This is a genomic window from Isoptericola halotolerans, from assembly GCF_013149785.1.
GTDB lineage: Bacteria > Actinomycetota > Actinomycetes > Actinomycetales > Cellulomonadaceae > Isoptericola > Isoptericola halotolerans.
Genome location: NZ_JABEZU010000004.1, coordinates 433,465 through 456,846, shown reverse-complemented (window position 1 = coordinate 456,846; position 23,382 = coordinate 433,465). Strand labels below are relative to the sequence as shown.

General features: G+C 65.9%; 23 protein-coding genes and 2 pseudogenes. 10 read left to right on the top strand and 15 right to left on the bottom strand.

Annotation, left to right across the window (positions count from 1 at the left end; translation table 11 throughout):
• The first annotated feature begins 504 nt into the window (after positions 1-504).
• From HDG69_RS16745 to HDG69_RS19200, 6 genes and pseudogenes are all read left to right on the top strand, one after another.
• On the top strand, positions 505-1,509 hold the full coding sequence (locus tag HDG69_RS16745) for an NADP-dependent oxidoreductase (RefSeq protein WP_171784953.1): 1,005 nt from the start codon (positions 505-507) through the stop codon (positions 1,507-1,509).
• 44 nt (positions 1,510-1,553) lie between these two features.
• Positions 1,554-2,420, top strand: coding sequence for an alpha/beta fold hydrolase (locus HDG69_RS16740; protein ID WP_171784952.1), 867 nt, complete (start codon positions 1,554-1,556; stop codon positions 2,418-2,420).
• A 233-nt stretch (positions 2,421-2,653) separates the two neighbouring features.
• A complete protein-coding gene (locus HDG69_RS16735; protein ID WP_171784951.1) occupies positions 2,654-3,256 on the top strand; it encodes a TetR/AcrR family transcriptional regulator in 603 nt (200 codons plus the stop codon).
• Positions 3,257-3,396: 140 nt separating this feature from the next.
• Positions 3,397-4,209, top strand: coding sequence for a GIY-YIG nuclease family protein (locus HDG69_RS16730; protein WP_171784950.1), 813 nt, complete (start codon positions 3,397-3,399; stop codon positions 4,207-4,209).
• A 213-nt stretch (positions 4,210-4,422) separates the two neighbouring features.
• Entirely contained in the window at positions 4,423-4,566 is a 144-nt protein-coding gene (locus HDG69_RS16725) for a hypothetical protein (protein ID WP_171784949.1), read from the top strand.
• 396 nt (positions 4,567-4,962) lie between these two features.
• Positions 4,963-5,299, top strand: a pseudogene (locus HDG69_RS19200) (hypothetical protein); the annotation flags it as partial.
• A gap of 156 nt (positions 5,300-5,455) precedes the next feature.
• Here the strand turns inward: HDG69_RS19200 and HDG69_RS19195 are convergent.
• Both HDG69_RS19195 and HDG69_RS16715 read right to left on the bottom strand, forming a co-directional pair.
• A pseudogene (locus tag HDG69_RS19195) lies at positions 5,456-5,929 on the bottom strand (DUF4265 domain-containing protein).
• A 210-nt stretch (positions 5,930-6,139) separates the two neighbouring features.
• Positions 6,140-6,670, bottom strand: a complete 531-nt coding sequence (locus tag HDG69_RS16715) for a barstar family protein (RefSeq protein WP_216645798.1) — start codon at positions 6,668-6,670, stop codon at positions 6,140-6,142.
• Between the two features lie 307 nt (positions 6,671-6,977).
• Between HDG69_RS16715 and HDG69_RS16710 the strand changes: the two genes are divergently transcribed.
• Positions 6,978-7,160 carry a hypothetical protein gene (locus tag HDG69_RS16710; RefSeq protein WP_171784948.1) on the top strand — a complete coding sequence of 61 codons (183 nt, stop codon included), beginning with the start codon at positions 6,978-6,980 and terminating at the stop codon, positions 7,158-7,160.
• A gap of 1,016 nt (positions 7,161-8,176) precedes the next feature.
• Here HDG69_RS16710 and HDG69_RS16705 read toward each other — a convergent pair.
• The 3 genes from HDG69_RS16705 to HDG69_RS16695 are packed head-to-tail and all read right to left on the bottom strand — an operon-like array spanning position 8,177 to position 10,142.
• The gene (locus HDG69_RS16705) at positions 8,177-9,100 is read right to left on the bottom strand and encodes a DUF4231 domain-containing protein (protein WP_246256755.1); all 924 of its coding nucleotides are present in this window, start codon (positions 9,098-9,100) and stop codon (positions 8,177-8,179) included.
• Positions 9,097-9,558 (bottom strand): TIR domain-containing protein, encoded by a 462-nt coding sequence (locus HDG69_RS16700; RefSeq protein ID WP_171784946.1) that lies wholly within the window; start codon positions 9,556-9,558, stop codon positions 9,097-9,099. The genes HDG69_RS16705 and HDG69_RS16700 overlap by 4 nt, the downstream gene beginning before the upstream one ends.
• Complete coding sequence (locus HDG69_RS16695) at positions 9,555-10,142, bottom strand: rubredoxin-like domain-containing protein (RefSeq protein WP_171784945.1); 588 nt, start codon at positions 10,140-10,142, stop codon at positions 9,555-9,557. The genes HDG69_RS16700 and HDG69_RS16695 overlap by 4 nt, the downstream gene beginning before the upstream one ends.
• A gap of 284 nt (positions 10,143-10,426) precedes the next feature.
• Between HDG69_RS16695 and HDG69_RS16690 the strand changes: the two genes are divergently transcribed.
• Positions 10,427-11,053, top strand: coding sequence for a hypothetical protein (locus HDG69_RS16690; RefSeq protein ID WP_171784944.1), 627 nt, complete (start codon positions 10,427-10,429; stop codon positions 11,051-11,053).
• 24 nt (positions 11,054-11,077) lie between these two features.
• Entirely contained in the window at positions 11,078-12,049 is a 972-nt protein-coding gene (locus HDG69_RS16685) for a thymidylate synthase (RefSeq protein WP_171784943.1), read from the top strand.
• Between the two features lie 10 nt (positions 12,050-12,059).
• Here the strand turns inward: HDG69_RS16685 and HDG69_RS16680 are convergent, their stop codons facing one another.
• The 8 genes from HDG69_RS16680 to dnaB form a co-directional block, all read right to left on the bottom strand.
• Entirely contained in the window at positions 12,060-13,016 is a 957-nt protein-coding gene (locus HDG69_RS16680; RefSeq protein ID WP_216645797.1) for a nucleotide kinase domain-containing protein, read from the bottom strand.
• Positions 13,017-14,042: 1,026 nt separating this feature from the next.
• Positions 14,043-14,906 (bottom strand): hypothetical protein, encoded by an 864-nt coding sequence (locus tag HDG69_RS16675; RefSeq protein WP_171784941.1) that lies wholly within the window; start codon positions 14,904-14,906, stop codon positions 14,043-14,045.
• Positions 14,907-15,052: 146 nt separating this feature from the next.
• Positions 15,053-15,460, bottom strand: coding sequence for a hypothetical protein (locus tag HDG69_RS16670; protein WP_171784940.1), 408 nt, complete (start codon positions 15,458-15,460; stop codon positions 15,053-15,055).
• Positions 15,457-15,720, bottom strand: coding sequence for a hypothetical protein (locus HDG69_RS16665; protein WP_171784939.1), 264 nt, complete (start codon positions 15,718-15,720; stop codon positions 15,457-15,459). The genes HDG69_RS16670 and HDG69_RS16665 overlap by 4 nt, the downstream gene beginning before the upstream one ends.
• Before the next feature lie 35 nt (positions 15,721-15,755).
• Entirely contained in the window at positions 15,756-16,094 is a 339-nt protein-coding gene (locus HDG69_RS19695) for a type IV toxin-antitoxin system AbiEi family antitoxin domain-containing protein (RefSeq protein WP_171784938.1), read from the bottom strand.
• Between the two features lie 138 nt (positions 16,095-16,232).
• Complete coding sequence (locus tag HDG69_RS16655; RefSeq protein WP_171784937.1) at positions 16,233-16,733, bottom strand: WhiB family transcriptional regulator; 501 nt, start codon at positions 16,731-16,733, stop codon at positions 16,233-16,235.
• Between the two features lie 47 nt (positions 16,734-16,780).
• On the bottom strand, positions 16,781-16,990 hold the full coding sequence (locus HDG69_RS16650; RefSeq protein ID WP_171784936.1) for a hypothetical protein: 210 nt from the start codon (positions 16,988-16,990) through the stop codon (positions 16,781-16,783).
• Between the two features lie 389 nt (positions 16,991-17,379).
• Complete coding sequence (gene dnaB / locus HDG69_RS16645; protein WP_171784935.1) at positions 17,380-19,974, bottom strand: replicative DNA helicase; 2,595 nt, start codon at positions 19,972-19,974, stop codon at positions 17,380-17,382.
• A 306-nt stretch (positions 19,975-20,280) separates the two neighbouring features.
• Between dnaB and HDG69_RS16640 the strand changes: the two genes are divergently transcribed.
• Positions 20,281-21,594, top strand: coding sequence for an MATE family efflux transporter (locus HDG69_RS16640; protein WP_343036484.1), 1,314 nt, complete (start codon positions 20,281-20,283; stop codon positions 21,592-21,594).
• A gap of 106 nt (positions 21,595-21,700) precedes the next feature.
• On the opposite strand, the gene HDG69_RS16635 is transcribed toward HDG69_RS16640, so the two are convergent.
• Both HDG69_RS16635 and rplI read right to left on the bottom strand, forming a co-directional pair.
• Positions 21,701-22,717: a hypothetical protein gene (locus tag HDG69_RS16635; RefSeq protein ID WP_171784933.1), complete on the bottom strand. Its 1,017-nt coding sequence runs from the start codon at positions 22,715-22,717 to the stop codon at positions 21,701-21,703.
• A gap of 198 nt (positions 22,718-22,915) precedes the next feature.
• Positions 22,916-23,365, bottom strand: a complete 450-nt coding sequence (rplI, locus tag HDG69_RS16630) for a 50S ribosomal protein L9 (protein WP_171784932.1) — start codon at positions 23,363-23,365, stop codon at positions 22,916-22,918.
• Positions 23,366-23,382 lie beyond the last annotated feature (17 nt).

Sequence of the window (23,382 nt, the reverse complement as noted above, 5' to 3'; positions counted from 1 at the left end):
GGCCGGACAGGTCCGCCAGTGCGGGTTGGGCGTTGGACAGGAAGCCGAACAGCCGCGGCGGGGCAGAACGTCAGGCCGCGGCGACCCGCAATCAGCAGCTCGAGCGCCGCGCTGCGCGAGCAGCCCTCGGGCTCGCAAGCAAGATCCGCTCACGCTTGTCCTGCGGGGCCCGCTCGCGGCGCCCGGTCGGCCTGCGTCCATGCTCCAAGCGGCCCCCTCTTGACAATATTTCTGAGGCCGCTCATGATTGAGCCCACTCGGCCTCACCGGGCGGGACGAGATCCCCAGGAGGGCGATATGTCGCAGCAAGGAGCGGCGCAGAGCTTGCCCGGCATCTTTCCCGGCGCGAGGGTGACGGACTCCGGCCAAGGCGCCGTCTTCCAGTACCGCCGGGAGTTCGTCGACGCCGCGTGCGACTTCCTCCACCGCTAGTTCCCGCCGCTGCACTCATCCGTCATCGGCACGAGCCAGCACCACACCACCAGACCAAGAAGGACAGCCACCATGCGCGCGTTTGTCATCAATGAGTACAAGGAGCCGCTGCAGGAAGCGGACGTCCCCGAGCCCGTGGTCGGTGAGCACGACGTGCTCGTCCAGGTCCAGGCCGCCGGGCTCAACGTCGTGGACGAGAAGATCCGGCAGGGGTCGTACAAGGCGTTGCTCCGGTACGAGCTGCCGCAGGTCATGGGCAGCGACGTCGCCGGAACGGTGATCGACGTCGGCGCCAAGGTGCGGGGGTTCGCGCCCGGCGACCAGGTGTACGCCCAGCCTCGCCTCGACCGCATCGACCGCATCGGAACCTTCGCCGAGCGCATCGCCGTACCCGAGGCCGAGGTGGCCCTCAAGCCCGCGTCGGTCAGCCTGGAAGAGGCGGGCTCGCTGCCGCTGGTGGCCCTGACCGCGTGGCAGGCGCTCGTCGAGAGGGGCAACGTGCAGCCGGGGCAGCGAGTCCTGATCCACGCCGGCGCCGGTGGCGTCGGAACCATCGCGATCCAGCTCGCCAAGCACCTCGGCGCCACGGTCGCCACCACGGCCAGCGCCGGCAACGCCGACTTCGTCCGGGAGCTGGGTGCCGACAGCGTCATCGACTACCGCAACCAGGACTTCGAGCAGCTCCTGGACCGGTACGACCTCGTGCTGGACAGCGTCGGCGGGGAGACCCTCGAGAAGTCGCTGCGGGTGCTGCGTCCCGGCGGCAAGGTGATCGGGATCGTCGGGCCGCCCGACCCCGCATTCGCCCGCGAGAAGGGCCTGAACCCGGTGATGCGCCTCGCCATGGCAGCGCTCAGCGGAAAGATCCGCCGGCAGGCGAAGAGGCTCGGGGTGACCTACGAGTTCCTCTTCATGCACGCCAGCGGCGAGCAGCTCCGCCAGATCACGGCCCTCGTGGACGAGGGCGTGGTGCGCCCCGTCGTCGGGCGGGTCTTCGATTTCGACGAGACGGCGCAGGCCGTGCAGTCGCTCGGCAAGGGCGGCGTCCGCGGCAAGTCCGTCATCACCGGGGTCTGAAAGCCCTTCGCACCCGTCGAAGGACCAGGAATCAGGAGAACATCATGAGCACCGACAACACGTCGAACAAAACCGTTGTCACCTCGTACGCGCACGCCCCGACCCGCACCATCACCGCCGGCGGCGTCACCTACGCCTACCGTGAGCTCGGTCCGAAGGGTGGGATCCCCGTGGTGTTCTTCGTGCACCTCGCCGCGACGCTGGACAACTGGGACCCCCGGATCGTGGACCCCATCGCGACGAACCGTCACGTCATCACCTTCGACAACCGCGGCGTCGGCTCCTCCACCGGCACCGTTCCCGACAGCATCGAGGCCATGGCCGACGATGCTTACACGTTCATCAAGGCCCTCGGCTTCGACACGATCGACATCTTCTCCTTCTCCCTGGGCGGCATGATCGCGCAGGACCTCGTGGTCAAGCACCCCGACCTGGTCCGCAAGCTCGTCCTGACCGGCACCGGACCCCGGGGCGGCAAGAACATCGACACGATCGTCGCCACCACCTACTACGACATCCTGCGCGCGACCCTGACGCGGAAGGACCCGAAGGAGTTCCTGTTCTTCAAGCGGAACGCCGCCGGCAAGCCCGCCGCCCGCGCGTTCGTCAACCGCCTCAAGGAGCGCACGGTCGACCGCGACAAGGACATCTCGATGAAGGGGTTCCGGACCCAGCTCAAGGCGATCCAGAGGTACGGGCGCTCGGCCCCGTCCGACCTGTCGACGCTCACGCAGCCCACCCTGATCGCCAACGGCGACAACGACCGGATGGTGCCCACGGTCCTCTCCGAGGACCTGCACCGCCGGATCAAGGACTCCGAGCTCGTCATCTACCCCGACTCCGGGCACGGCGGCATCTTCCAGTTCCACCAGGAGTTCGCCCCTCTGAGCGCCGAGTTCCTCGGCCGCTGACCGCACCGGACGCCCGGGACCAGGACATCCGGAGGGGCCTGCACCCCACGATCAGCGCCGCGGCCCCGTGCTTCGAGGAGTGTCGACGAGCCGACCGTGCTGGTCACAGCCGCCCAGGGCGGTTCGGTCGAGGCGCTCCATCCCGAGCTCTGCGACACCAGGACGCCCCCGACCGGCGTGGAAGAATGAGCGCCGGCACGTCCGAGCCCGCTCAGCAACGAAGGAGGGCAGCCATGCCACACACCTCCCAGCCGGTCGGACGGCGCGAGCGGAACAAGCAGGTGAAGCTTGAACGAATCGTGGCCGCCGCGAGCAAGCTGTTCGCCGAGCGGGGCGTCGACGAGGTCACCACCCAGGAGATCGCCGAGAAGGCCGACATCGGTGCGGGCACGCTGTTCCTGTACGCCAAGACGAAGGGCGAGCTGCTGCTGCTCGTCCAGAACTCGACCTATGCCGAGGCGCTCGAGCAGGGCAAGGCCGCGGCTGCCGCCGTCACCGACCCGATCGACGCGGTGATGGCGATCGTCCGCCCCGTCGTGGAGTGCAACCGCAAACAGGTCGACAACGGGCGGACCTACCTGCGAGAGATCGTCTTCGGCGACCCTGCCGAACCCCACCACCGCGACGCCCTCGCCCTGGTCGCAGGGACCGAGGAGGCGATTGCCGCCGTCCTGCTGCGTGACGGGCAGGCCAGCGCGCAGCAGGCTGCGGCACGAGCCCACATCGTGTCCGCGATCATGTTCGTCAGCATGGCCACGACGATCAACGCCGCCCACCCGGTCGGCGCCGTCGTGCAGGAGATCCGGGACCAGGTGCAGACTCTCCTGCCGAAGTGAGACCCCTGACGGCACATCGTCGGGGCGGACGATGCGGTCGGCGGTCCGTCAATGAGAAGTTCGGTCGCGTTACGGTCTCGGCCTACGTTGACGGAGGTGTCGATGTGCGTTGACCACCGGACATTGGAGACGAGGCCCCGATGACGCTGACGCTCGAACCCATCCTGCGCAGCTCCGGCATCAGCCCGGCCGACGCCCTGGTGATTCGCCACGCCTACGTCAAGGAGCACGAGGACACCGGGACCAGTGGCATCCACGCGGACTCGACGGACGACGAGATCCTTGCCTACACGGCCAGCCAGTCCTCGAACCCGCGCCAGTTCCCGGCCGACCCGCCTCGCTACTGGATCGTCTTCGTGCCCGAAGGCGGCACCAGAGCTCGCCTGTGGTCGGTCGTCGAGCATCGCGGCGAGACGTCGAACGACGGCCAGCGACGAACATTCGACCTGGCCCAGTCCGACCACATGCAGGACCTCAGGGAACGCCTCGTCATCGGCTGGCGATCACCACGAACCTGGCGGCTCAACGGCCCGACAGCTGCCGGCTACCCCGTCGTGGAGATCGCCGACTCGCAGCCCGTCCCGTTCCCCGGCTTCGATCGACTGGTCCTCGATCACGCGCAGCTTCAGGCTGTGATGCGCGAGCACCGCTATGCCGCGTGGCGCACCGCGCTCTCCTCCGTGGTGGGGATCTACCTGATCACCGACACGCGCGACGGCCGTCAGTACGTCGGCAAAGCCGACGGCGCCGAGAGCATCCGCCAGCGCTGGAGCGCCTACGCCTCCAACGGACACGGCGACAACGTCGAGCTGCGCGGCCTCGACCCGACAAGCTTCCGGTTCTCGATCCTGCGGGTGTTCGACCCCGCGACACCGACACCCGTGATCGACCAGACAGAGAGTCACTTCAAGCACATCCTGGACACACGGAAGCACGGCCTCAACCGGAACTGATCGCTGGAGCAACAGCACCCGTTCACCCCGCTGTGCGGACGTCTTCCGGCGTGTCCGCCTACGTCGCGTCGTTGATTCGCTGGGCGCCTCGCTCTCGGCGCGGTGTCCCTGTGCGGTCGAGGCCGCGACGCACGGCGGCCTGTGTGCGTCCCGTCAGTTCGCCGATCTCTCGCAGGGAGCGGCCGGCGGTGTACTGCCCGTTAGCCTCGCGTCATGGACCTGGCTTCGGTGCTGATCTCCGGTGGCGCGCTCCTCGTGGCGATCTTGGCCGCCGTCTTTTCCGGCATCTCGCTCGGCTACGGCCGCGGTCAGCGTGACGCCGCCATCCGTCAGGCGATGGCCTCCGCGGCCCGCTGAGCAACCGTCTCGACCGCCGCGCGAGAACTGCTGGGTGCGGCGGCAACGATCCGGTGCAGGGCGATGGCGCCAGCATGACCAAGTATGAGTCACATGATGAGATTCTCGCGGTGAGCATGACATCTATCCATCCCAATGGGCAGGGTGCTAAGGTCTGCGCGAGAGCGTTTGAATGCGTTCTGCGCTTCGCCCTGGACGGCGGTGTGATCGACTTGATCCCTCGTATAGAGATGTAGGATTGGATGCAGAGTGCGTAAGCGTCGCGGCATTGCTGACATCCTATTGACCATCCTCCTGGTAGTGGGGGCGGTGGCACTATTGGCTTATGTGGCTTTGATGCTCGTGCTGTATTTTTCTTGGCCTAGCTGAGTGGCCATTATCCCCATACTGTGCGGCATGGTGTTGCCCGCACATGTCAAGTCAGTTGCGACGGTTCCAAGGGGGTTGAGATTGCTGGGGAAGCCGCAGGCGCGGCGGTATAGCCCGGAGGAGAAGGCCGCAGCGGTGCCGCTGGTGCGCACGTTGCGGGCGCAGCTGGGGACTGAGCACGGGACGGTGCAGTGGGTCGCGACGCAGCTGGCAGGCCGATATCGACGACGGTCACGCGCCCGGTGGGACGACCGCGGAGGCGCAGCGGCTACGTGGGCCGGAACAGGACAGCCGGGAGTTGCGTCGCGCGAACCGGCCCGTCGCTCGACCGTGGGCCACGAGCACTGGACCCGGGCCGCGACCCTGAGATTGGCAAGTTGATCGATGACTGGGCGAAGGCCCTCGTCAACGGGCTCAACGCAGATGAGGGTGTAGCCAGTCAGGGTCGCGACAGCGGGGTTCCGCCCAACCTCGCGGCAGCCGGGCTTGTTGATGTGCTCGCCGGGCAAGCTGGTGAGCGTCAGGCGCTTCTTCCGGTCTCGTAGACGAGGTGGCCCTGGCTCTCCCGCTCAGTCAGGTAGGTGGCGATCTCCTGAGCATGCGTGGCATCGCGCGCGTCCACAGCTAGCGAGCTCGCCGACGACCACTCAAGGAGGCTTCCCATCGTGGTCAGCTGCTCCACCGCACTCTCTCTGTGCCCCAGCATCGGGCCCGCGAAGTAGACACGGAACACGTAGCGACCGGATCGGCGCAGCACTCCTGCCACGACGTACTCACGCTCCGCCTGCGGAGCCGTCTACACCAGGTCTCCCAGTGCAACGTCATACAGGAAGAACGGGATGCAGCACACTTCGAAGGTGTCGTCGCTGACCTGGCGGCACCACAGCTGTTCGTAGCGTCCTTGCTCGGGCAGTGCGGCATGGACGATGAAGCTCGCGCGCTCGCGCCAGGCCGGCTCGTCGTGAACTGAGAACTTCTCCGGTGGTGCACTCATCCGGTAAGTCTCCACGTCTTGCGAGGTCGATGGCACTCGACTCCCGCCGGCGACGCGGCCGGGCAGTCCGACGCGCTTCTGCATGAGGTGCGCAGGGCGACACATGGCGGTGGTGGCTGGGACGTGGTCAAGGCCCCCTGATGATGGGGGTTCCTACGCCTGGAGCCTGCCCCGGTGGCTCAAGAGGGAGGTTCATCGCAAGCGCTCAGCTCAGACTCCTCGCTGAGAGTCCAGCCACTCTGCGGGGTTCCAGGCGACGGCCTGAGCACAGACCGGCGCGAGCGCGAAGCGCGGATCGTCACTCTGGAGCAGACAAACCAACCGGCGGCCGAACAACGAGGCGGTCCGCGACTGGTCCGCGAAGCACCCAGCCAGGGTCTGGGCTGCGACGGGATCCGCCGCGGCGAAGGAGTCATAGCCGGTCAGCACGAGCGCGAGACCCGTGGCATCGGCGGGCACGCCATAATCCCCAGCTGCCACGTCGGACAGGCAGTCGTTCAGAGCGTCGAAGTTCCTGCCGAAGTAGTCGGGGAATTCCAGCGCCACGGCAAGGGCGTCGAACATGGACGCCGCGTCGCACCATGCGTCAGCCTCGATGCGGACGACGCGGTAGCCGAGCGCCGACAGCCTGGTACACGCACCATCCAGTACCGCGAGATCCCAGTAGAGACCCACGGCTCCGTTCTGCATCAGGACGAAGTCGAACGGCGGAGTCGACTCCGCCGGGTCAAAGGCAGGCACGATCCAGTGTCACCCCGCTTTGAGTCCTCGCTCCGGTCGCCCCGCTTCACGCTGCCGTTCCGCCATGAGCCACCGAGCGCCCACCACGCCGACAGCTGCCGGCCCAGCGTCACGCACCGAGGGACCTTGTAACAAACATGGAGGATCTTGCAATCTAGGCTGCACGTCGACAAAATTGTCGACGTGCAGCGCAGATTGCACGGACACGCCTGCCTACCTTGCTCGATCTCGGGCGTGTCGCGATGGCCGCACAAAGTAGGTTGGATCGTCCCTCGATGCAGATTCCTGCCTGCGGGACAATGGGCCTGTGAGCGGCTTCAACTTCTTCGATGCGGCGATCTTCGCCTCCTCGAAGGTGCCGACCAAGGTGTCGTCGCGTACGTTGCGGGCCGCCAAGGAACAGGCACTCATCGACTCCAACACGCGGCGCGACCTCGAGACGGTTCTCGGCGAGGAGCTGCAGCTGCCGTGGTCGGTGTCGGATCGTTAGCCGAGTGACAGGGACTACACCGAGCGCGACGTCATCCAGGCCTACATCGAGGGCTGCGAGCTTCCCCGGCTCGTGGCCCTCGCCCGCCGCATCGTCGCGGAACTCGATCTGAGCGACGCCACCCTCGCCGACCTGACCGCTCTGCGCTCTGTGTACGACCGCGGAGGAGGTGTCGGATCGCCGGCGAAGAACCTGATCTTCGCCGCGAACGGTCCTAAGCCCGAGCTCGTGTTGCGCGATGCCGTGCGCAACGAGATCGAGTTCGTCCGCAATGGCGAGTACTGCCTCGTCTACGATCGGCCGATCCCTGCCGATGGACTGGCGTCCTGCAGCCTGATCGAGTGGTGGCGAGAGCGCCAGGGCGTCGCCGGTAGCGTTTCGGCCCGCGACGTCGGCATAGACCTACACGGTCGCCTACGGGCGACGCTGGGAGGCAACCTGGCCGAGCGCCGCGTCTTCGACGCCTACGCGACGCGCTATAAGGACGAGCAGTTCGACGCCCCAGCCCTGATCCCCCAGGCGTCCAGACGGCCTCGTCGAGGCTGGAATCCGCCTGTGTCCGGGCTCAGTACATGCAGCGCACGTCACGAAATGCATGGCTTGCATAGTTTTGGTCCCCATTTGGTCCCCCTCAGCCAACGTCGCCTGCGCCTCCCAACGAGTGACGCACCCAGCCCGCGGTGCCCAGACTGGACCGTGAATGAGACCCCGAGGCGAGTCTGGATAGACCGGGTCAAGGGCCTTCAGCCGCGGGTCCGACAGTCGCTACAAGTGGGCTCTGTCCTGAATCCACGCGTCGCAGGATGTCTGGTCCCCCTTGTGGTCCTAGACAGGAAACATGAGGCCCGTACGCTAGCCAACGTGAAGCCGCAGAGCGCATCGCGGCACATTGCCCGAACTCCCCCGGCAAGCCGAGTTGGCCGCGCGCAGACCGGAGTTGTCGACCGTAATCTCGAAACGTGACGGGCCATGTAATACCCCCAAGCCAGAATGTTCAGTTGCGCCCGAAAACTCGATCAATTCCTACCTATGTGGGGAGGCGGCAACGGCTCCTCACCACGGGTAGCCAGCCACATCGTGTGCTCACGACTGATCGCCTCCTCAGCGTCCGCCACCGCCTGCGGCCAGTCCTCAGCACTCACTCCACGGAGAACGTCTGCTTGAACAGCAAGTTCACCTGCCGCCACTCGATACGCGGACGTCAGTTGGGAGTGTTGCCTGATCGCCAGCCAGGCGGCTCCCCCTGCAACGAACGCGGCGACGATACCGGCGAAGTCGAAGGGCTCGTCACGCCCTAGGGAAAGAGCCGAAGCTACGATCGCGAGCAGTTCGCCAAGAAGAAGAGCATAACGCCATGTTGTGGCGCGGACTTCGTTCTTCCGTGCATTGGACGAGTACCAGATGCGCTGTTCTTCTGTCCTGTGTTCGAGGTAGGCGCCCCTGCGTGCGGAGAATGGCGATCGGCGGAGTTCAAGCATGCTGTCGGTGAGGACGGCATCGCCAGGACCTACGTTGATTCGGTCCTTGCCACGTTGCAGAACTTCGCTGACTCGGGTTCGAAGCAGTGCCTCGGCATCACCTTCAGTGAGATTCGGGCCGAATGGCTCTCCCTGGACGGCGAACCGCCACGCGAGTGTCTTCGTAGACTCGGCGACCGCTCGTCCGGCGTACCAGTCGCGTTCGGGCTGAAATCGGATCAAAGCTAGTTCGGCTAGTGCGGCTACTACGAACGCGAGAAGTAGTACAAGACCAGAAAAGTCAAAACTTCCAATGGCGATGCCCAGCGCCGCGGCGAGCGTTGCCACTAGAAGTGCAACCAGCCGGGAGGCGCTTAGCCGAACATACGTTGTTTGTCCGCGCCCAGACGCGTCGCTTGCCGCATCGTGAATAACGGGCAACTTGATGTTCCTTGGCCTGTGGGAGTTGCTGTGGCCGTTCATCGCGTGCACGTGCTCATCGTGTTGGTCGGCATTGACCTGCCGCGACTTGTCGCAGTGATCGCTCGCTCGATGGCATCGTCAAACTGGTTGACATCTGCCGGAGTATTCCAGTCGAGAATCTCAGCGCCGTACTCTGTCAACCCTTCAGGGACTGGCGCGCCGGGGTCGATGCGGATGCCAATGATGCCCTTTCCCTGTTCCTTGCTCCACTGGATCTCCTTCTCGACCCACTCGCTTTGGGAGGTCTCCTTCCCGATGAGCACGATCGTCGCAGATGACCCTTTGATCCGTTCCTTGATCTTTCGGCTAATGTAGTCCGCGTCCTGGCTCTTCACCGGGTCGAGCAGGTGCCGCCCCGTGAAGTCAATCTTGACGTTCGTGTTGTATGTCATCAGGTTCAAGCCACGGGCTTTCATCTGATCGGCATGCTGGTAACTGATAAAGACTCGACGGGTCATGCGCCCTCCTCGGCAGGAGCGAGCGTTGCCATCTGTTTGCACAACGGACACTTCTTCAGCAGCGCGCCGCTCTTAATGAGATATCCACACTCTCGGCATCGCCACTTGCGGTTCCTGGAACTGTTGGGCACCTTCGAGAGTTCAGCGTCTGTCTGGTAGTAGTCGGGAGCGTCTGACCAGCTGAATCCACCCTCCCGCCCCCACGAAGGGTACGCGCAGCCGGATCGAGCACGCGCAAAAGCTTCCACCCGCTCGATCTCGCCCAAGTATTCGGCCGTGCGGTCAGGGCGCTCATCGCATATCCGGCGAAGAGCCGCCACAGTCTCAATATCGATCGGCTTCATCGTACGGAACCGCGTGGAACAGATGGCTGCCAGCGACTCAGCCAGATCGCTCGTAAGGATGGGGTCGATGAAGTGCAACTTGTCGGCGGCGAGGGCATAGTCACGGTTGACCGCACCCTGAGTACCTTCCGTGTACCAGCCAACGTGGTAGTACCCGGAGATCACTCTCCCCTGGTGCGGTTTACGTGTCGTGAGGAAGAAGATGGTGGACGCGCCATCGAGAACGATCCGGTTTCGCATGGACGGCTCGCACGTAGAGAACAGACCGTAGGTTCCGGTCTCAATGTTTGGGTCGCTCTTATTGTCCGCAGGTCGGGTAATCTCCCGAACTGGCCATCGTGCGAGGGGCTCGGAGAAGTAGACAGACAGGTAGCCGCGGCCAGCGTCAGGGAGCTCGCGCCACGGGTCGCCAGGGCGACGCGCCGCCGCACTTCCCTCGTGACCCCGGTGCCGTCCCATAGCCTGATCATAGGGGTGACCTCTGACACGTCCCGGGAGCCACGCTGTGTGGAGAGAAGGAGCTGATGATGGCCAAGGCTGGTCTCACCATCCGCTCGGGTGCCGTCATCGTGTTTGAGGGCCTCGATCAGACCGGTAAGTCGACGCAGCTCGACCGCCTCCAAGGCTCAGTCGACACTGGGTCCACAGTGTTCGCTCACATGCCAAGCGGCTTCACCACGTTCACCGAACGGGTGTACAGAGCACTGGAGGGCGAGACCCCTGACGAGAAGCCTACGTCCGGCCTCGCTCAGCAACTAGCGCACCTCGCGTGCCATGCGGAGTCTGTGCCTGGTCTCAAGAGAGCTGCGGAGAAGCAATCTCTGATTCTGGATCGTTGGTGGTGGTCCACTCTCGCTTACGGCTGGTACGGCGGACCAGTGAAGCAGTCAGGACTCCCGGAGTCGAGTTTCAGGGAACTCATCGACACTATCTGGTCACCGATCAAGCCGTCTATCGTCTTTGTATTCCTCGAACCCCACCACCTCGACTCGAACAACGCACCGGGCGTGCAGGCCGGCTATCGAGCACTCTTGGAGGAACATGCTGAGTCCGCGGTTGTTGTTCCGATGGCGGACGAAGAAGAGACATACTCCTTTGTGACTGAGACACTTCTGGATCGCGGACTTGCTGGCCGAGTTCAGAATCGGTAAGCCATAGTGGCTGTCTATCGAGGTGTGGAGCAAGCCTTCTTAGCCGAGTTGCGCGCCGTTGTTGACTCAGGAGACCCTGTTGAGGTCCGCGGAGAGCGGACCCGAGAGCTGCGGGCGCGGCTTGTCGAGGTATCCGACATTCGGTCCCGCTACGTGATACTCCCCCACCGAAACAACAACGTTTTTGCCTCGATCGCGGAGAGCATGTGGGTGATCGCGGGCCGAAACGACTTGAGCTTACTCAGCGCCTATCTAGAGCGAGCGATCGACTTCTCAGACGACGGCCTATCGTGGCGTGCTGGTTACGGTCCGCGGCTTCGAAACTGGAATGGCATAGACCAACTCGTCGAGATCGTGAAGATTCTCCGGGAAGACCCACTCTCGCGCCGGGCCGTCGCCAGCATCTACGATCCGGATCGCGACTTCGTTGAGAGTCGGGACATCCCGTGCAACAACTGGCTTCACTTCCTCATGAGGGACGGGCGTCTCGACCTCCACGTTGCTGCGCGCAGCACCGACATATGGTGGGGATTCTCCGGCATCAACGCCTTCGAGTGGACACTGCTGCTTGAGGTGATGGCGCGGTGGCTCAATTGCGTGCCTGGCCGACTGGTTTTTTTTAGCTCCTCCCTGCATCTCTACGCGCGCCACTTCGACAGGGCTTCACGTCTCTTAGCCAGTCAACCGAATCGGGCCACGTCAGGCGAGGCGGAACACCCGCAGTTCGATACAGACTGGGAGGATACGTCTGCTGCGTGGGACGAGTGGATGCGGCTGGAGGCCGGCATCCGGTCTGGCCAAGAGCTTTCGGTGCTCAACTGCAAACTCACCGACCCACTCCTGCTCGCATACATTCGGATGATTGATCTGTATTGGGCGGCGCAGGGTGGAGCCACTGCGGAGCTTATAGAGGAGAAGTTGGCCGGGCTTGGGAACGGCAGACTTGGTGCCGCAGCACGCGAATATCTCGGACGAACTCAACGTATGCAGCACTGAGCCCGACAGCCTAGGTAGGTGTCGCGAGCGCGCTCGACCGGTCCGATACCCGTTGATTGATTCCCCACTTTGGCGGGAAAAAGGGCCTTGTCGGAGGACCCTTAGGTGCGAACTGCTGTTTGATCCTGTTGCGGTTTCCGACTCCGCGCACGTTGGGATGCATCACTCGCGCGTACTTGTCGGTCTCGCAGAACAGATTCTGGCAGTCGATGAGTGTCAAGGACCGCCCAAACAGGTCGTCGAACTCGATCCCTTCTTGGTCGAACTGTACCTGTTGCGTGTCGACCATCCATCGGATGACGTCTTCCGCAGAAACGCCGTTGAGCTGCGGGAAGCATTTCGCGATGCCACTGCGTGCGCCCGGCCCGGGCACTACGAAGTCGTTCTCATCAAAGTCGATCACCGAGGTGTAGTTGAGGTCAATTGCTAGCTGGTACGAGAGGAAGGGGCCGAGTGAAGGAAAGGCCAGAATCGTCTCAAACACTTGGCGAAGAGTACCAGCATGCTCGACCTGTGCGGCAACCCCGGAACGCATCATATGCTCGATTAGCAACAGATGGTTGCGGTGCTTCCGAGCCGCACCGAACGGCGGGGGTGGAACAATGTAGGCCGCAGAGTAGACTCTGTCGCCGCTCGCAATTTTTGCGTCGAGAACCTTGCTGTAGGCATCGACGTCGAATGTTGATGTTGTGATCTGGCCGAATCTAGACTCCAGCGAGTCCCAAGTTGATGGCTTGTTGAAGAAGCGAAATAGCAGAACACGCATGACGAGGTTCTCGGGGTCCTGAGGACCCTCGTATGCGACCCGTATCAGATCTTGTGACACGCGGTCGGCGGCGCGATAGGCGTTAGTAAAGCGATATTTCAAGAGAACAGCGTCATCGGTCCACGGACCAGGTTCACCACGCAACCTCGCGTGATATACGTGCTGCCGTTCAGCCGCCAAGTGCCAGTAGGAGGGAAGCACCTCTGAAACCCCGACATCGTGCCGACCAACTCTCACGCGCCGCATCGAGCCCTCCTGTCAGTGCATACCTCCAGCTTCCGCCAGTGTCTAGGTTGTCACGAGGAGGCCGGCGATGCCCGGAGACGCGCCACCGTCGCTCGTGGTTCAGGCATGCGTTCTCCGGACGCGAGTAGCAGGGCTCGCCATGAGCAGGAGACTGACCGGTCCGATCCAGTGGAACCTGAAGGCGTTCCAGACGAACAGCAGGACCAACAGGTAGAGGCACCCGGGACCGCCCTCGTTGACGATCGGGGTGCAGATCGTCGCGGCGTAGAGATAAGGAACGGCCAAGAGCATCGCGGGGACACCCATTTGAGGCCGCGTCTGGTGCGGATGGCGTCGGTAAGCAAGTTGGTGGGTGCGTAGCGGAGTACGCCGTAGCCTCGGACGCTGAGTGCTACAGATGTGCGGAGCCTCGTCATGGCGCGACGGTGTTCCGTCGTGGAGGCGGCTATGGACCGAGTGCCCTCGAAGGCGCTGTCTCACAGGACCCGCGTAGCTGAAGAACAGCCTCACCCTCCAGCCTACGACCGTGCTCTGACAGAGGGAACCTCTCGGTGCGCGGGCGTGTACCTCGTTGGTGAACTGGGACCGAGAGGACACCGATCATGGCGACACTGGCGGAGACGATGCAGGGTGAGCGGATGGCGCGAGTCGCGTTGTCGATGTTCGCCGAGCCAAACGACGCCACCACCGGGTGCGTCCTCGCCCACGTCAGCGGGATCGAGACGTTGCAGCTGACCGAGTCCGACCATCCTGTCCCGGGCCTTGCCCGCGCGGATGCGCTGATGTGGCGTGAACGGCTCGCCGCTCGGATCACGTTCGACTTGCCCGGCCGGGTGGCAGAAGCGCTAGACGGAGAGTTCGGGTCCCGAGGCAGTCAAGCAAGCCACGAGTTCGATGGCAGCCACGTGAACCTCCGACTCATCGCTTCCGCGTCCATGGCGCCGGCATGCTCAATGAGCGTGGTTCCCGTACCGGACCGGGTCACTCTGGTGCTGGAGTCACGGTCCGGGGCAGGTTCTTCCTCAATTGCTCGACCGCGCGCTGGGTGATCCTTTCCAACGGGGCGCCCAGCATCAGCGCGTATCGGACGACGGCACGCTCGGTGACCTCCGTGGCCAGTGTGACCACGGTGGAGATCGTTCCGGCATCGGGTCGCCGTACCGCTCGGAACCGGCCCGCCGAGAACTCCTCGCCGAGGTCGGTGCTGTAGGTGGCTTCAAGGAACCAGAGTTTGCCGTGGGCCGCGGCCGACGCGGTCCGCCACAGCGCTTCAGCGTCGTCGGGCTCAAGGCCACCGAGGTTCGCAGCGGCGCGCACCATGTCGAGATAGTTCGGTGCCACCTTGATTGGCCCCCCAGCCGTGTCTCGAACAGCCACGATCCTTTCCTTGACAGCCTCCTCGGCGCTTGAATCGACGAGCCGGGCGGTACGGCGCATCTCCTCGAGGTCGTTGACCGCCAGCCTCAGATGCCGGGCAATGCGCTCATCCTGCTCTTGAGGGCTAAGGAGCCAGACCGCTTGAGCTGCCGACTCCAACCCAGCACGCGCGAGCGTGAAGTACGGGCGGGGAGGGTTCTCGACTGGCACGTCCTTGATGAACACCCTCGGCGCCACCACGTTCGCCCACAAAGTCAGGTTGTCGAGCGCAGCATCAAGATGGCCCCTGACCGAGTCGGAGATGTATGGGCCGTTGCAGCGCATGTCATCCTGGGCAAGTCCACTTCCGGGAGCCGGGTCCCCGAGCTGATCCAACGTGGCCTGAGCTAGCCGCACCCGCGTCGCGGCCTCCTTCCAAAGGACCATGTCGTCCCCATCGACCGCCACCTTCACATGTTCGCTTGCCACGTGTCGCATCCTCCCAAATCATGTCCGCCTTGGGCACGCCTTCCGAGTCGAGAGCTCGCTGGATGGGTGGGTGACAACTGACCTGGGGCGCCTGGGCTGCTTTGCGCTGCCAGGTGACATCCGACCGTGCCGTGGTCCCTACGGGGTTACCACTCGTCGAGCGGATGCGTCTCCACCCACTGCGGTTCGTCGCTCCGTTCCCCGACCTCGATCAACGCGCGAGATCGGTCGACCCATGTTCCAGATGGAGACAACAGGATCAGGTCCCGGTCCTTGCCGATCCGCCACGCGTATCCATGCTCGCGGAGCAGGTCGTTCTCCCTCTTGCGCTCTCCCTGGTCGAGGACGTGCTCTTGCACGGCCTCGACATCGCGGGCCAGGCGGATGCAGCGCGCGCACTGGTGCCGTCGTCCGTCAAGACTCGACGGATGACGGGGGAACGAAGACGCGAGCAACACGTCCCCGCAGTCCTGACACTCCTTCGGGTCGTGGATGTGGGGACCAGCATCGACGTCGACCTGGCTCTCACAGTAGGTGCACCGGCGAAGTCTCATGTCCGCACGCTAGGCCGCGCCGCTGACACGGGCGCCAGTCGTCCTATCCCCCATTCCAGGGTGATCTCGTCGAGGGTTCCGTCGAGCTCAGTCACCGTCACGATGCCGCGTTTGAGCATGTCTGCTGCGACTGTGGCGACGTGGGCGCGGTCGTGATCGTCGGCGAGCAGGTCGGCCACCGTGCGCGCGGGCGTCGTGACGGGAAGGCCCTCGACCAGGGTGACCTCGTCGCGGCGCAGTCGTCCGCGATGAGCTCGCACTTCAGGGCGTCGAGCCCGGTACCGAGAAGGCAGTGTCACCTCGACCTGTCGATCGAGTATGTCCCCTGCGTGGTGAAGTGCTGCTGCTGTGGCGTGCGAGAGGACCCCAGCCTGCGGGGTGTCGGCCAGGCGCTCGTACGCGAGTCGGCTGGGTTCCAGCGACAGCCATACGGCGCGCTTCTCCAGTAGCTCATCCCCACCGCTGCCGGCGTGGCGTACACGCCGTGCATGACCCGCTCCAGCTCACCCCACTCGGCCATTCGCGAGAGCATCATTCGCGACACGCCGGCCGCCGTCGCCTGCGCCGTGGTGAGCAGGCCCCACTGGCCGGCCGCGATCCTCGCGACCGCGACCCGTCCCGCAACGCCACTCATGGATCGATTGTAACGCCTAGCGTTACTATTGGTCCCCGCAGGCGATGGTAGGGATCCACGGTTTGCTCTTCAGCAAGGCAGCCGCGGGTTGCGGTCTGTCACGGCCGCTTGGCTTGGCCGCTAGACGCTGCTCAGCCACTACGAGTCTCGATTGCTGCGGAGCAGCCTGTGCAGGTCGAGGCGGTTCGCGCGCCAGAGGCGCCGGTAGAGCTGGCCTTCGCGCCCTGAGTATCCGAGGGTGTGCACCGCGTCGGAGTACGTCTTGCCGTCGTCGATGGCCTGGGTGACGGCCTCGAGGAAGCTGCTTCTGCTCGCTGCAGAGAGTTCCGGGAGCTTTGGCGGGGCCAGCGCGCGGGAGTGGCTACGGCGCCGTGCTCGGCGTAGGCGGTCTCGTTGTCGCGCGGTCAGTCCGGCGCGCATCTCGGCGGCGATGACGTAGCGGGACTCCTCGGTCTCGAGGGCTTCGCGCAGGCAGCTGGCCGCTACTGGGCATTCGGAGCAGATCTCGCGTTGAGCCTCAAGGTCTGCGGCCTCGTCACCGTCGCCGAACCGTGGGTCGCCGCCACAGGCTGCGTACCGGTGCAATCCCCGCTGGATCGGCGCCGGTGGGCCGAGGACGAGCTCGGCCCACAACGCCACGGTCAGGCTCTGGGTCGGCCGGGGCGGGTATGGGCCGGGTGCTGTGATCATGGCGCCGTCAGGAAGTCCCGCACGGCGGCGATGTCGCCGGCGGCTACTCCGACGGTCGAGGACGGCCGCAGGAGCAGGCAGTTTGAGCCGTAGATCATCGTGAGCCGGCGTTGTTCGGGTGGAGTGATGTCGTCGTCGATCCAGGCGAACCGTCGGCCAGTGTCGATGTGGCGTCGGATGGCGTCGAACTTCAGGGATGCGTCCATCGTGTGCGTCTGGTCGAGGGTGTCGAGGTGCAGGAAGTCGGCCAGGCCGAGGGTGGGTGCGACGTGAGTGCGGGCGTCGTTGCCCCAGCTGGTGAGCCATCGCAGGTCGATGACGCCGTTGCGGTGGATCTCGTGAGGGCTTCGATCACGTCGGGACGGTAGAGCAGCCCGTAGCCGCCGGCACGCGCGAGCTGTAGGCCGTCGCGGGGCTCGATGCCGTAGGGGCTGATAACGCGTCGGGGTCAAGGATCAGCAGCGGCGCCGGATCGAGGCGGCGTTCCGGTTCGTGAGCCGGGTGGTTCACGCTGCAGTGTCCGGGTCGGGTCTTCCTGGGGTCTTCTTGCGTTCAGCTCGGCGAATGGGGCCTACACGTCGACAGACAACGCATCTTACACCTGCATATCCACGAACCGCGAATAATGGCCCTGGAATGCAACCGTAATCGTATCTGTCGGGCCGTTTCGGTGCTTGGCAACAATCAAGTCGGCCTCACCCGCACGAGGAGACTCCTTCTCATAAGCATCCTCGCGATGAAGAAGGATAACCATGTCAGCATCTTGTTCGATAGAGCCCGACTCGCGAAGGTCCGACATCGCCGGCTTCTTGTCCTGTCGCTGTTCCGGTCCACGGTTCAGCTGCGACAGCGCGATGACCGGGACCTCGATCTCCTTGGCCAGCAGCTTCAGCGCACGCGAGAACTCGGAGACCTCCTGCTGACGGGACTCGACCTTCTTGCCGGACGTCATGAGCTGCAGGTAGTCGATGACCACGAGCTCGAGGTCGTGCTTCTGCTTGAGGCGCCGACACTTGGCACGGATCTCGGTCAGCGACATGTTCGGCGAGTCGTCGATGAACAGCGGCGCCTCGGACACCTTGCCCATGACCTTGGCGAGCTTCTGCCAGTCGTCATCACCGAGCGAGCCGTTGCGCAGCTTCTGCAGGTGCACCCGCGCCTCGGCGGACAGCAGTCGCATCGTGATCTCGTTGCGGCTCATCTCGAGCGAGAACACCACGGACGTCTTCTGGTGCTTGATCGACGCAGACCGTGCAATATCGATGGCTAGCGTTGAGTTGTGGGTCGGGATCATCGACGGCGATGCGAGGTAAAGATGGTCGGGGTGATCGACCTCGACACAGCGCACGGCGACGGACGGCAGCGGGCGAACATCGACAACAAAGCGCGACGTGAGCTTGGCTGTCGGGTGGCGGCGACGCTCCTTGTGGACCAAGCGCTTTCTCTCAAGATGGAACACATTGTCATGGGTTGTGAAGGTGACAGTGAACGCCGTAGAAGATTCCGCTCGCCGCCCTGCCACCTTCTTCTCCCACCAGCCAGTGCGATAACCCAGGCTGTGGATAAGTTCGCGCACATTCTCGGCAAGGCGTCGGTCAGTGAGTGCGATCTGAGGACTGCCGGTCCGGTTCACCGTGCCGTCCGTGTCGAGCAGGCCGGCGAGCAGCGCTCTGCGCTGCGCCTCGGACGCCCGCAGGTAGGCGTTCGGAATGTGCTTGCTTCCGAGCACACCGAGCGCGCGAAGGATCCCGGCAACCGACCCTCGTCCCTGGTGGCACTCCATGCATCGTCGGTGACCGGAGCTCCGTCCTCCGCAATCAGGACACGTGGGTGGCGCGGTCGGCGCCGAAACCGTCTTAGCTCGACCCCCGCACGAACGACCGCAGGTCTTGACCTGCGACGTCCGCGGAAGGAATGTCGCTCCGCAGACTACGCATGCCCGTTCAGCGTTCGGCTCGTCCGCATGGAGCTGAATCTGGTACAGCCGGGCTGCGCCAGGTGAGCTCTTGCGCTCCCCGACCACATACCCGAGACCTTCAATCCGCATCGCGATCTCGGGGTCCTCCGAGGTAAACCTCGCGGACGCAGCGTGTCCGTCGCCCAGCCACACCCCGAGTACGTATGGATCCAGAGGCAGGTCGGCCTCAGGGAACTGCAGTGGAGCTGTCGTGGCAACAGAGTGATTCGCACGTCCGTCAGCCGTTGCGCAACGGAGCGACGCAAGAATCTCCTCGGTCGTGTGGATCGTGCTCTCAGGCGTCGTTCCCGCACGCACCTTCCGGCGCTGAGCTCGGGTGCTGGTCGCCCACTCGTGCCAGGCGTCCGCGACGATCGTCGTGCCGTCGTCGAACACGACCTCGTAGCAGGGTCGGCCGGTCATGACCTCGGTCGCGCGTACGACCCGCGTCGGTGTCCCGTCGGCCGCGATCAGCTCGTCCCCGACGGCGACGTCGCCCATCGTGGTCCAGCCGGTCGGCGTCGGCAGCGGGGTGTCCAGAGCGAGCGCCTTGCCCATGGCCGGACGCGCCGCGACCACGATCATCTGCCCGGGGTGCAGGCCGTTGGTCAGCCGGTCGAGGTCGGCGAACCCGGTCGGGACTCCGGTCATGCCCTCGCCGCGGTTGCCTGCGGCCTCGATCTCGTCCATCGCGCCGCCGATGATGTCGGCGAGCGGCGCGTAGTCCTCGGAGGTCCTGCGCTCGGTGACGGCGTAGATCTCGGCCTGGGCGTTGTTGACGACCGTGTCGACGTCGCCGCCGTCGGTCGCGTACCCGAGCTGGACGATCTTGGTGCCGGCCTCGACCAGCCGGCGCAGCACGGCCCGCTCGTGCACGATGCGCGCGTAGTACCCGGCGTTGGCGGCCGTGGGCACGCCGGCCATGAGGTCGTGGATGTAGGAGGCGCCACCGATCCGCCCGATCTCGCCGCGCTTGGTCAGCTCGGCGACCACGGTGATCGCGTCGGCCGGCTCGCCGCGCCCGTACAGGTCGATGATCGCGTCGTAGATCGCCTCGTGCGCGGGGCGGTAGAAGTCGACACCGCGGATCTGCTCGATGACGTCGGCGATCGCGTCCTTGGACAGCAGCATGCCGCCGAGCACGCTCATCTCGGCGTCGACGTCCTGCGGAGGGGTGCGGTCGAAGCCTCCTCGTGACGGTGCGTAGCCCGCTTCGAGCTCCTCGATCGACATGTCTCCACCTCCCCCGGCTCTCACACCGGCACCACGTCCGACCCGGGCAGATCGACCGGTCCTCAGGACCTTGTTCTACAGTCCCCCTCTGACACCCGGGACGACGCTAGGCGCGCCCGGGACCGCGCGCAAAAGACGCTGTGGACACAACTGTGGAAAGGGCTGTGGAAGACTGCCCAGACCTGTGCACCGATGGTGGACAACCCTGTGCACAACTGGGGACATCTCCTGTGTACAACTCAGGATCGGTCACTGACCTGCACCGACGTCGTACCCAGCCTGTGGAGAGAAGAAAGGTGTGGTGAGTTGCGCCGCATCGACCGCGAGATCCTCGCGCTCGCCCTGCCGGCCCTCGGCGCGCTCGTCGCCGAGCCGTTGTTCGTGCTCGTCGACAGCGCCGTCGTCGGGCATCTCGGCACCCCTCAGCTCGCCGGGCTCTCGCTCGCCTCGACCGTCCTCATCACCCTGGTCGGGCTGTGCGTCTTCCTCGCCTACGCGACCACCGCCGCCGTCGCCCGTCGCCTCGGAGCCGGGCAGGACCGCCAGGCCCTCCAGTCCGGCGTCGACGGCATGTGGCTCGCGCTCGGCCTCGGCATCGCCCTCGCCGCACTCCTGTGGACGACCGCGCCGTGGGCCGTCACCGCCCTGGGCGCGTCCGGCGACGTCGCCGCCCACGCGACGACCTACCTGCGCTGGTCCGCCCCCGGGCTGCCGGGGATGCTCCTCGTCCTGGCCACGACCGGCGTGCTGCGCGGCCTGCAGGACACCCGCACTCCCCTGTGGGTCGCGTCGGGCGGTGCGGTGTTCAACGCCGTCGGTTCGGTGGCGCTGGTCTACGGCCTGGGGATGGGGATCGCGGGTTCAGCCCTGGCGACGACGACGGCGCAGCTGCTGATGGCGGTGGTGCTCGCCGCCGTCGTGGTCGCCGGGGCACGCGCTCGCCACGCGTCGCTGCGGCCGCACCACGCGGGCATCTGGGCCAACGCCGTCGCCGGTGCACCGCTGCTCGTCCGCACGGTCTCCCTGCGTCTCGCGATCCTGCTGACGGTGTGGACCGCGACCTCGCTCGGTGCCGTCACGCTGGCCGGGCACCAGGTCGTCAACAGCCTGTGGGGACTGGCGGCGTTCGCGCTCGACGCGCTGGCCATCGCCGCGCAGGCGCTGGTGGGCTTCGGGCTCGGGTCGGGCGACCTGGAGCGGGTACGGGCCGTGCTGCGCCGCTGCCTGCAGTGGGGTGTGGGCGCCGGGGCCGTGATCGGCGTGCTGTTCGCGGTGTCGGGCTGGTGGATCGCCCCGCTGTTCTCCTCCGACCCCGACGTGCGTGTCGCGATCACCGTGGGGCTCGTGGCGTGCGGCGTGTTCATGCCGATGGCCGGCTGGGTCTTCGTGCTCGACGGCGTCCTCATCGGTGCGGGCGACGGTCGCTTCCTGGCCTGGGCGGGGATGCTCACCCTGGTGCTGTACGTGCCGTGCGTGCTGGCGGTCCGCGCCTGGGCGCCCGAGGGACCGGTCGGGCTGGCCTGGCTGTGGGCGTCCTTCGCCGGCGTCTTCATGCTGGCCCGGGCGCTCACCACGGGGTTGCGCGCCCGCGGTGACCGGTGGATGGTCACGGGCACCTGAGCCCGCACCGACCCGCCGCTCAAGCTGCGGTCGGCACGTCCGGCTCCGATCGGTACCTGCAGCGGCCGAGTGGAGCTGGAGGTACCGACCGCAGCGCCCGACGGCGTCACGTCGGCCGCGTGAGCAACGCAGGCCGTCGGACGGCCCGCCGCACGTCCGCGGGGAACCGTGCGAGCAGCCGGTGTGACACCGACTCCGGACGTGCGGCATCCTTCGAGGTCACACGCAGGGGCCGGCAGCCGGTCTGCTCCGCGATCGCGTCCTCCCGGCGTTTCTCGGCGACGAGCGCGCGCTCGGGGTCGTAGGCCTCGCCGAAGGCACCGGCCCTGTACTTTACGAGCCCGTCGAACTCGGCCAGCACACCGTGGTCGGGCCAGCCCAGGTCCACGCGGTGACGGCCGAGGCGGGTCTCCACGGGGACCTGCGTCCGTGGGCGCGGCAGCCCGGTCCAGTGCGCGACGTAGCGCAACCAGGTCTCCCACGGGCTCTCCGCTCCTGGGTCCGCGAGACCCAGCACCAGCAGGCCCCGACGACGACCCTGGCGGCGGCCCTGCACGATCGCGACCGACTCCTCCGCGTCGAGACCCCGGGCCAGCGCGGCATCGGCGACGACGAGCCCTTCGAGCGGCGGCAACGTGGTCACGCAGTCCGCGACCGTCCGGGCCAACGTCGTCGCCGGCAGGTCGAGCACCCGGGTCCGGTGCTCCGGCGGCACCTCGAGGAGGTGCCGCCGGACGTCCACGGCCGCACGGGACGACGCCCGGTACCCCTGCACCAGGTGCACCGCCGAGGGCAGCCGCCACAACGGCAGGTCATGGAGCATCGCCGCCGTCGCATGGCTGCACCAGTGCACCGCGCGCAGCTGAGCGCTGACCGCTCGCGCCCGGTCGAGGGCGAGGCCCCGCGCGGCCGACCACCCCGCACGGTATGACCTACCCCCGGCGGCCCCTCTGCCGTCAAGACCATCACCGCCTCCGGGCGGGACATCGCCGGGCCGTGTCCCGCCGTCGGGCACGGCACGGTAGGCACCGCGCCTGACCCGCTCGATCTCTCCTCGACGGCGCGCGGCCCGCAGCAGTGCGGCGTCGTGGTCACGGGCGACGAGGATCTCGGACGTGCTCATGCCGGCCAGCATGGCCCGGCGCCGTCGTCTGCCGCCGACGCCGTCCACAGGCCCCTCGTCGGGTCGGCACTTTCAGCTCCGATCGGCAGCTGGAGCGACCGATCGGAGCTGAACGTGCCGACCGGACGGGAACGCAGAAGGCCTCGTCGCCGCTCGCAGTGCGAGCGGCGACGAGGCCTTCGGGTGGTCGGACCAGCGTCAGCCGGCGACGACCGCGAGCTCGATCTTCGCCGACACCTCGGGGTGGAGGCGGATCGACACGGCGTGCTCACCGGTCGACTTGATCGGCTGGCCGATCTCGATCTTGCGCTTGTCGACCGACGGGCCACCGGCGGCGGAGACCGCGGCGGCGATGTCGGCGGTGGTGACCGCACCGAAGAGACGACCGGACTCACCGGCGTGCGCCTCGATGGTGTACGACTTCGCCTCGATCGAGGCTGCAGCAGCCTCCGCGTCCTCACGCGTGGCGATCTCGCGGGACTTGCGAGCCTTGCGGATCGCGGAGACCTGCGACTCGGCACCCTTGGTCCACGGAGTGGCCAGCGAGCGGGGGATGAGGAAGTTACGGGCGTACCCGTCCTTCACCTCGACGACGTCCCCGGGCTCACCGAGACCGGTGACCTCGTGGGTCAGGATCAGCTTTGCCATGATCTGGATCCTTTCCG

Excerpts from the sequence above, each read along its gene's own strand:
- HDG69_RS16745 (WP_171784953.1), top strand. The coding sequence starts at position 505 with ATGCGCGCGTTTGTCATCAATGAGTACAAGGAGCCGCTGCAGGAAGCG.
- HDG69_RS16690 (WP_171784944.1), top strand. The coding sequence starts at position 10,427 with ATGATGGCCAAGGCTGGTCTCACCATCCGCTCGGGTGCCGTCATCGTG.
- HDG69_RS19695 (WP_171784938.1), bottom strand. The coding sequence starts at position 16,094 with ATGAGTGGCGTTGCGGGACGGGTCGCGGTCGCGAGGATCGCGGCCGGC.
- dnaB (WP_171784935.1), bottom strand. The coding sequence starts at position 19,974 with ATGTCGATCGAGGAGCTCGAAGCGGGCTACGCACCGTCACGAGGAGGC.
- rplI (WP_171784932.1), bottom strand. The coding sequence starts at position 23,365 with ATGGCAAAGCTGATCCTGACCCACGAGGTCACCGGTCTCGGTGAGCCC.
- HDG69_RS16730 (WP_171784950.1), top strand. The coding sequence starts at position 3,397 with ATGACGCTGACGCTCGAACCCATCCTGCGCAGCTCCGGCATCAGCCCG.
- HDG69_RS16735 (WP_171784951.1), top strand. The coding sequence starts at position 2,654 with ATGCCACACACCTCCCAGCCGGTCGGACGGCGCGAGCGGAACAAGCAG.
- HDG69_RS16740 (WP_171784952.1), top strand. The coding sequence starts at position 1,554 with ATGAGCACCGACAACACGTCGAACAAAACCGTTGTCACCTCGTACGCG.
- HDG69_RS16705 (WP_246256755.1), bottom strand. The coding sequence starts at position 9,100 with ATGAACGGCCACAGCAACTCCCACAGGCCAAGGAACATCAAGTTGCCC.
- HDG69_RS16650 (WP_171784936.1), bottom strand. The coding sequence starts at position 16,990 with ATGGACGCATCCCTGAAGTTCGACGCCATCCGACGCCACATCGACACT.
- HDG69_RS16670 (WP_171784940.1), bottom strand. The coding sequence starts at position 15,460 with ATGAGACTTCGCCGGTGCACCTACTGTGAGAGCCAGGTCGACGTCGAT.
- HDG69_RS16635 (WP_171784933.1), bottom strand. The coding sequence starts at position 22,717 with ATGAGCACGTCCGAGATCCTCGTCGCCCGTGACCACGACGCCGCACTG.
- HDG69_RS16725 (WP_171784949.1), top strand. The coding sequence starts at position 4,423 with ATGGACCTGGCTTCGGTGCTGATCTCCGGTGGCGCGCTCCTCGTGGCG.
- HDG69_RS16700 (WP_171784946.1), bottom strand. The coding sequence starts at position 9,558 with ATGACCCGTCGAGTCTTTATCAGTTACCAGCATGCCGATCAGATGAAA.
- HDG69_RS16695 (WP_171784945.1), bottom strand. The coding sequence starts at position 10,142 with ATGCGAAACCGGATCGTTCTCGATGGCGCGTCCACCATCTTCTTCCTC.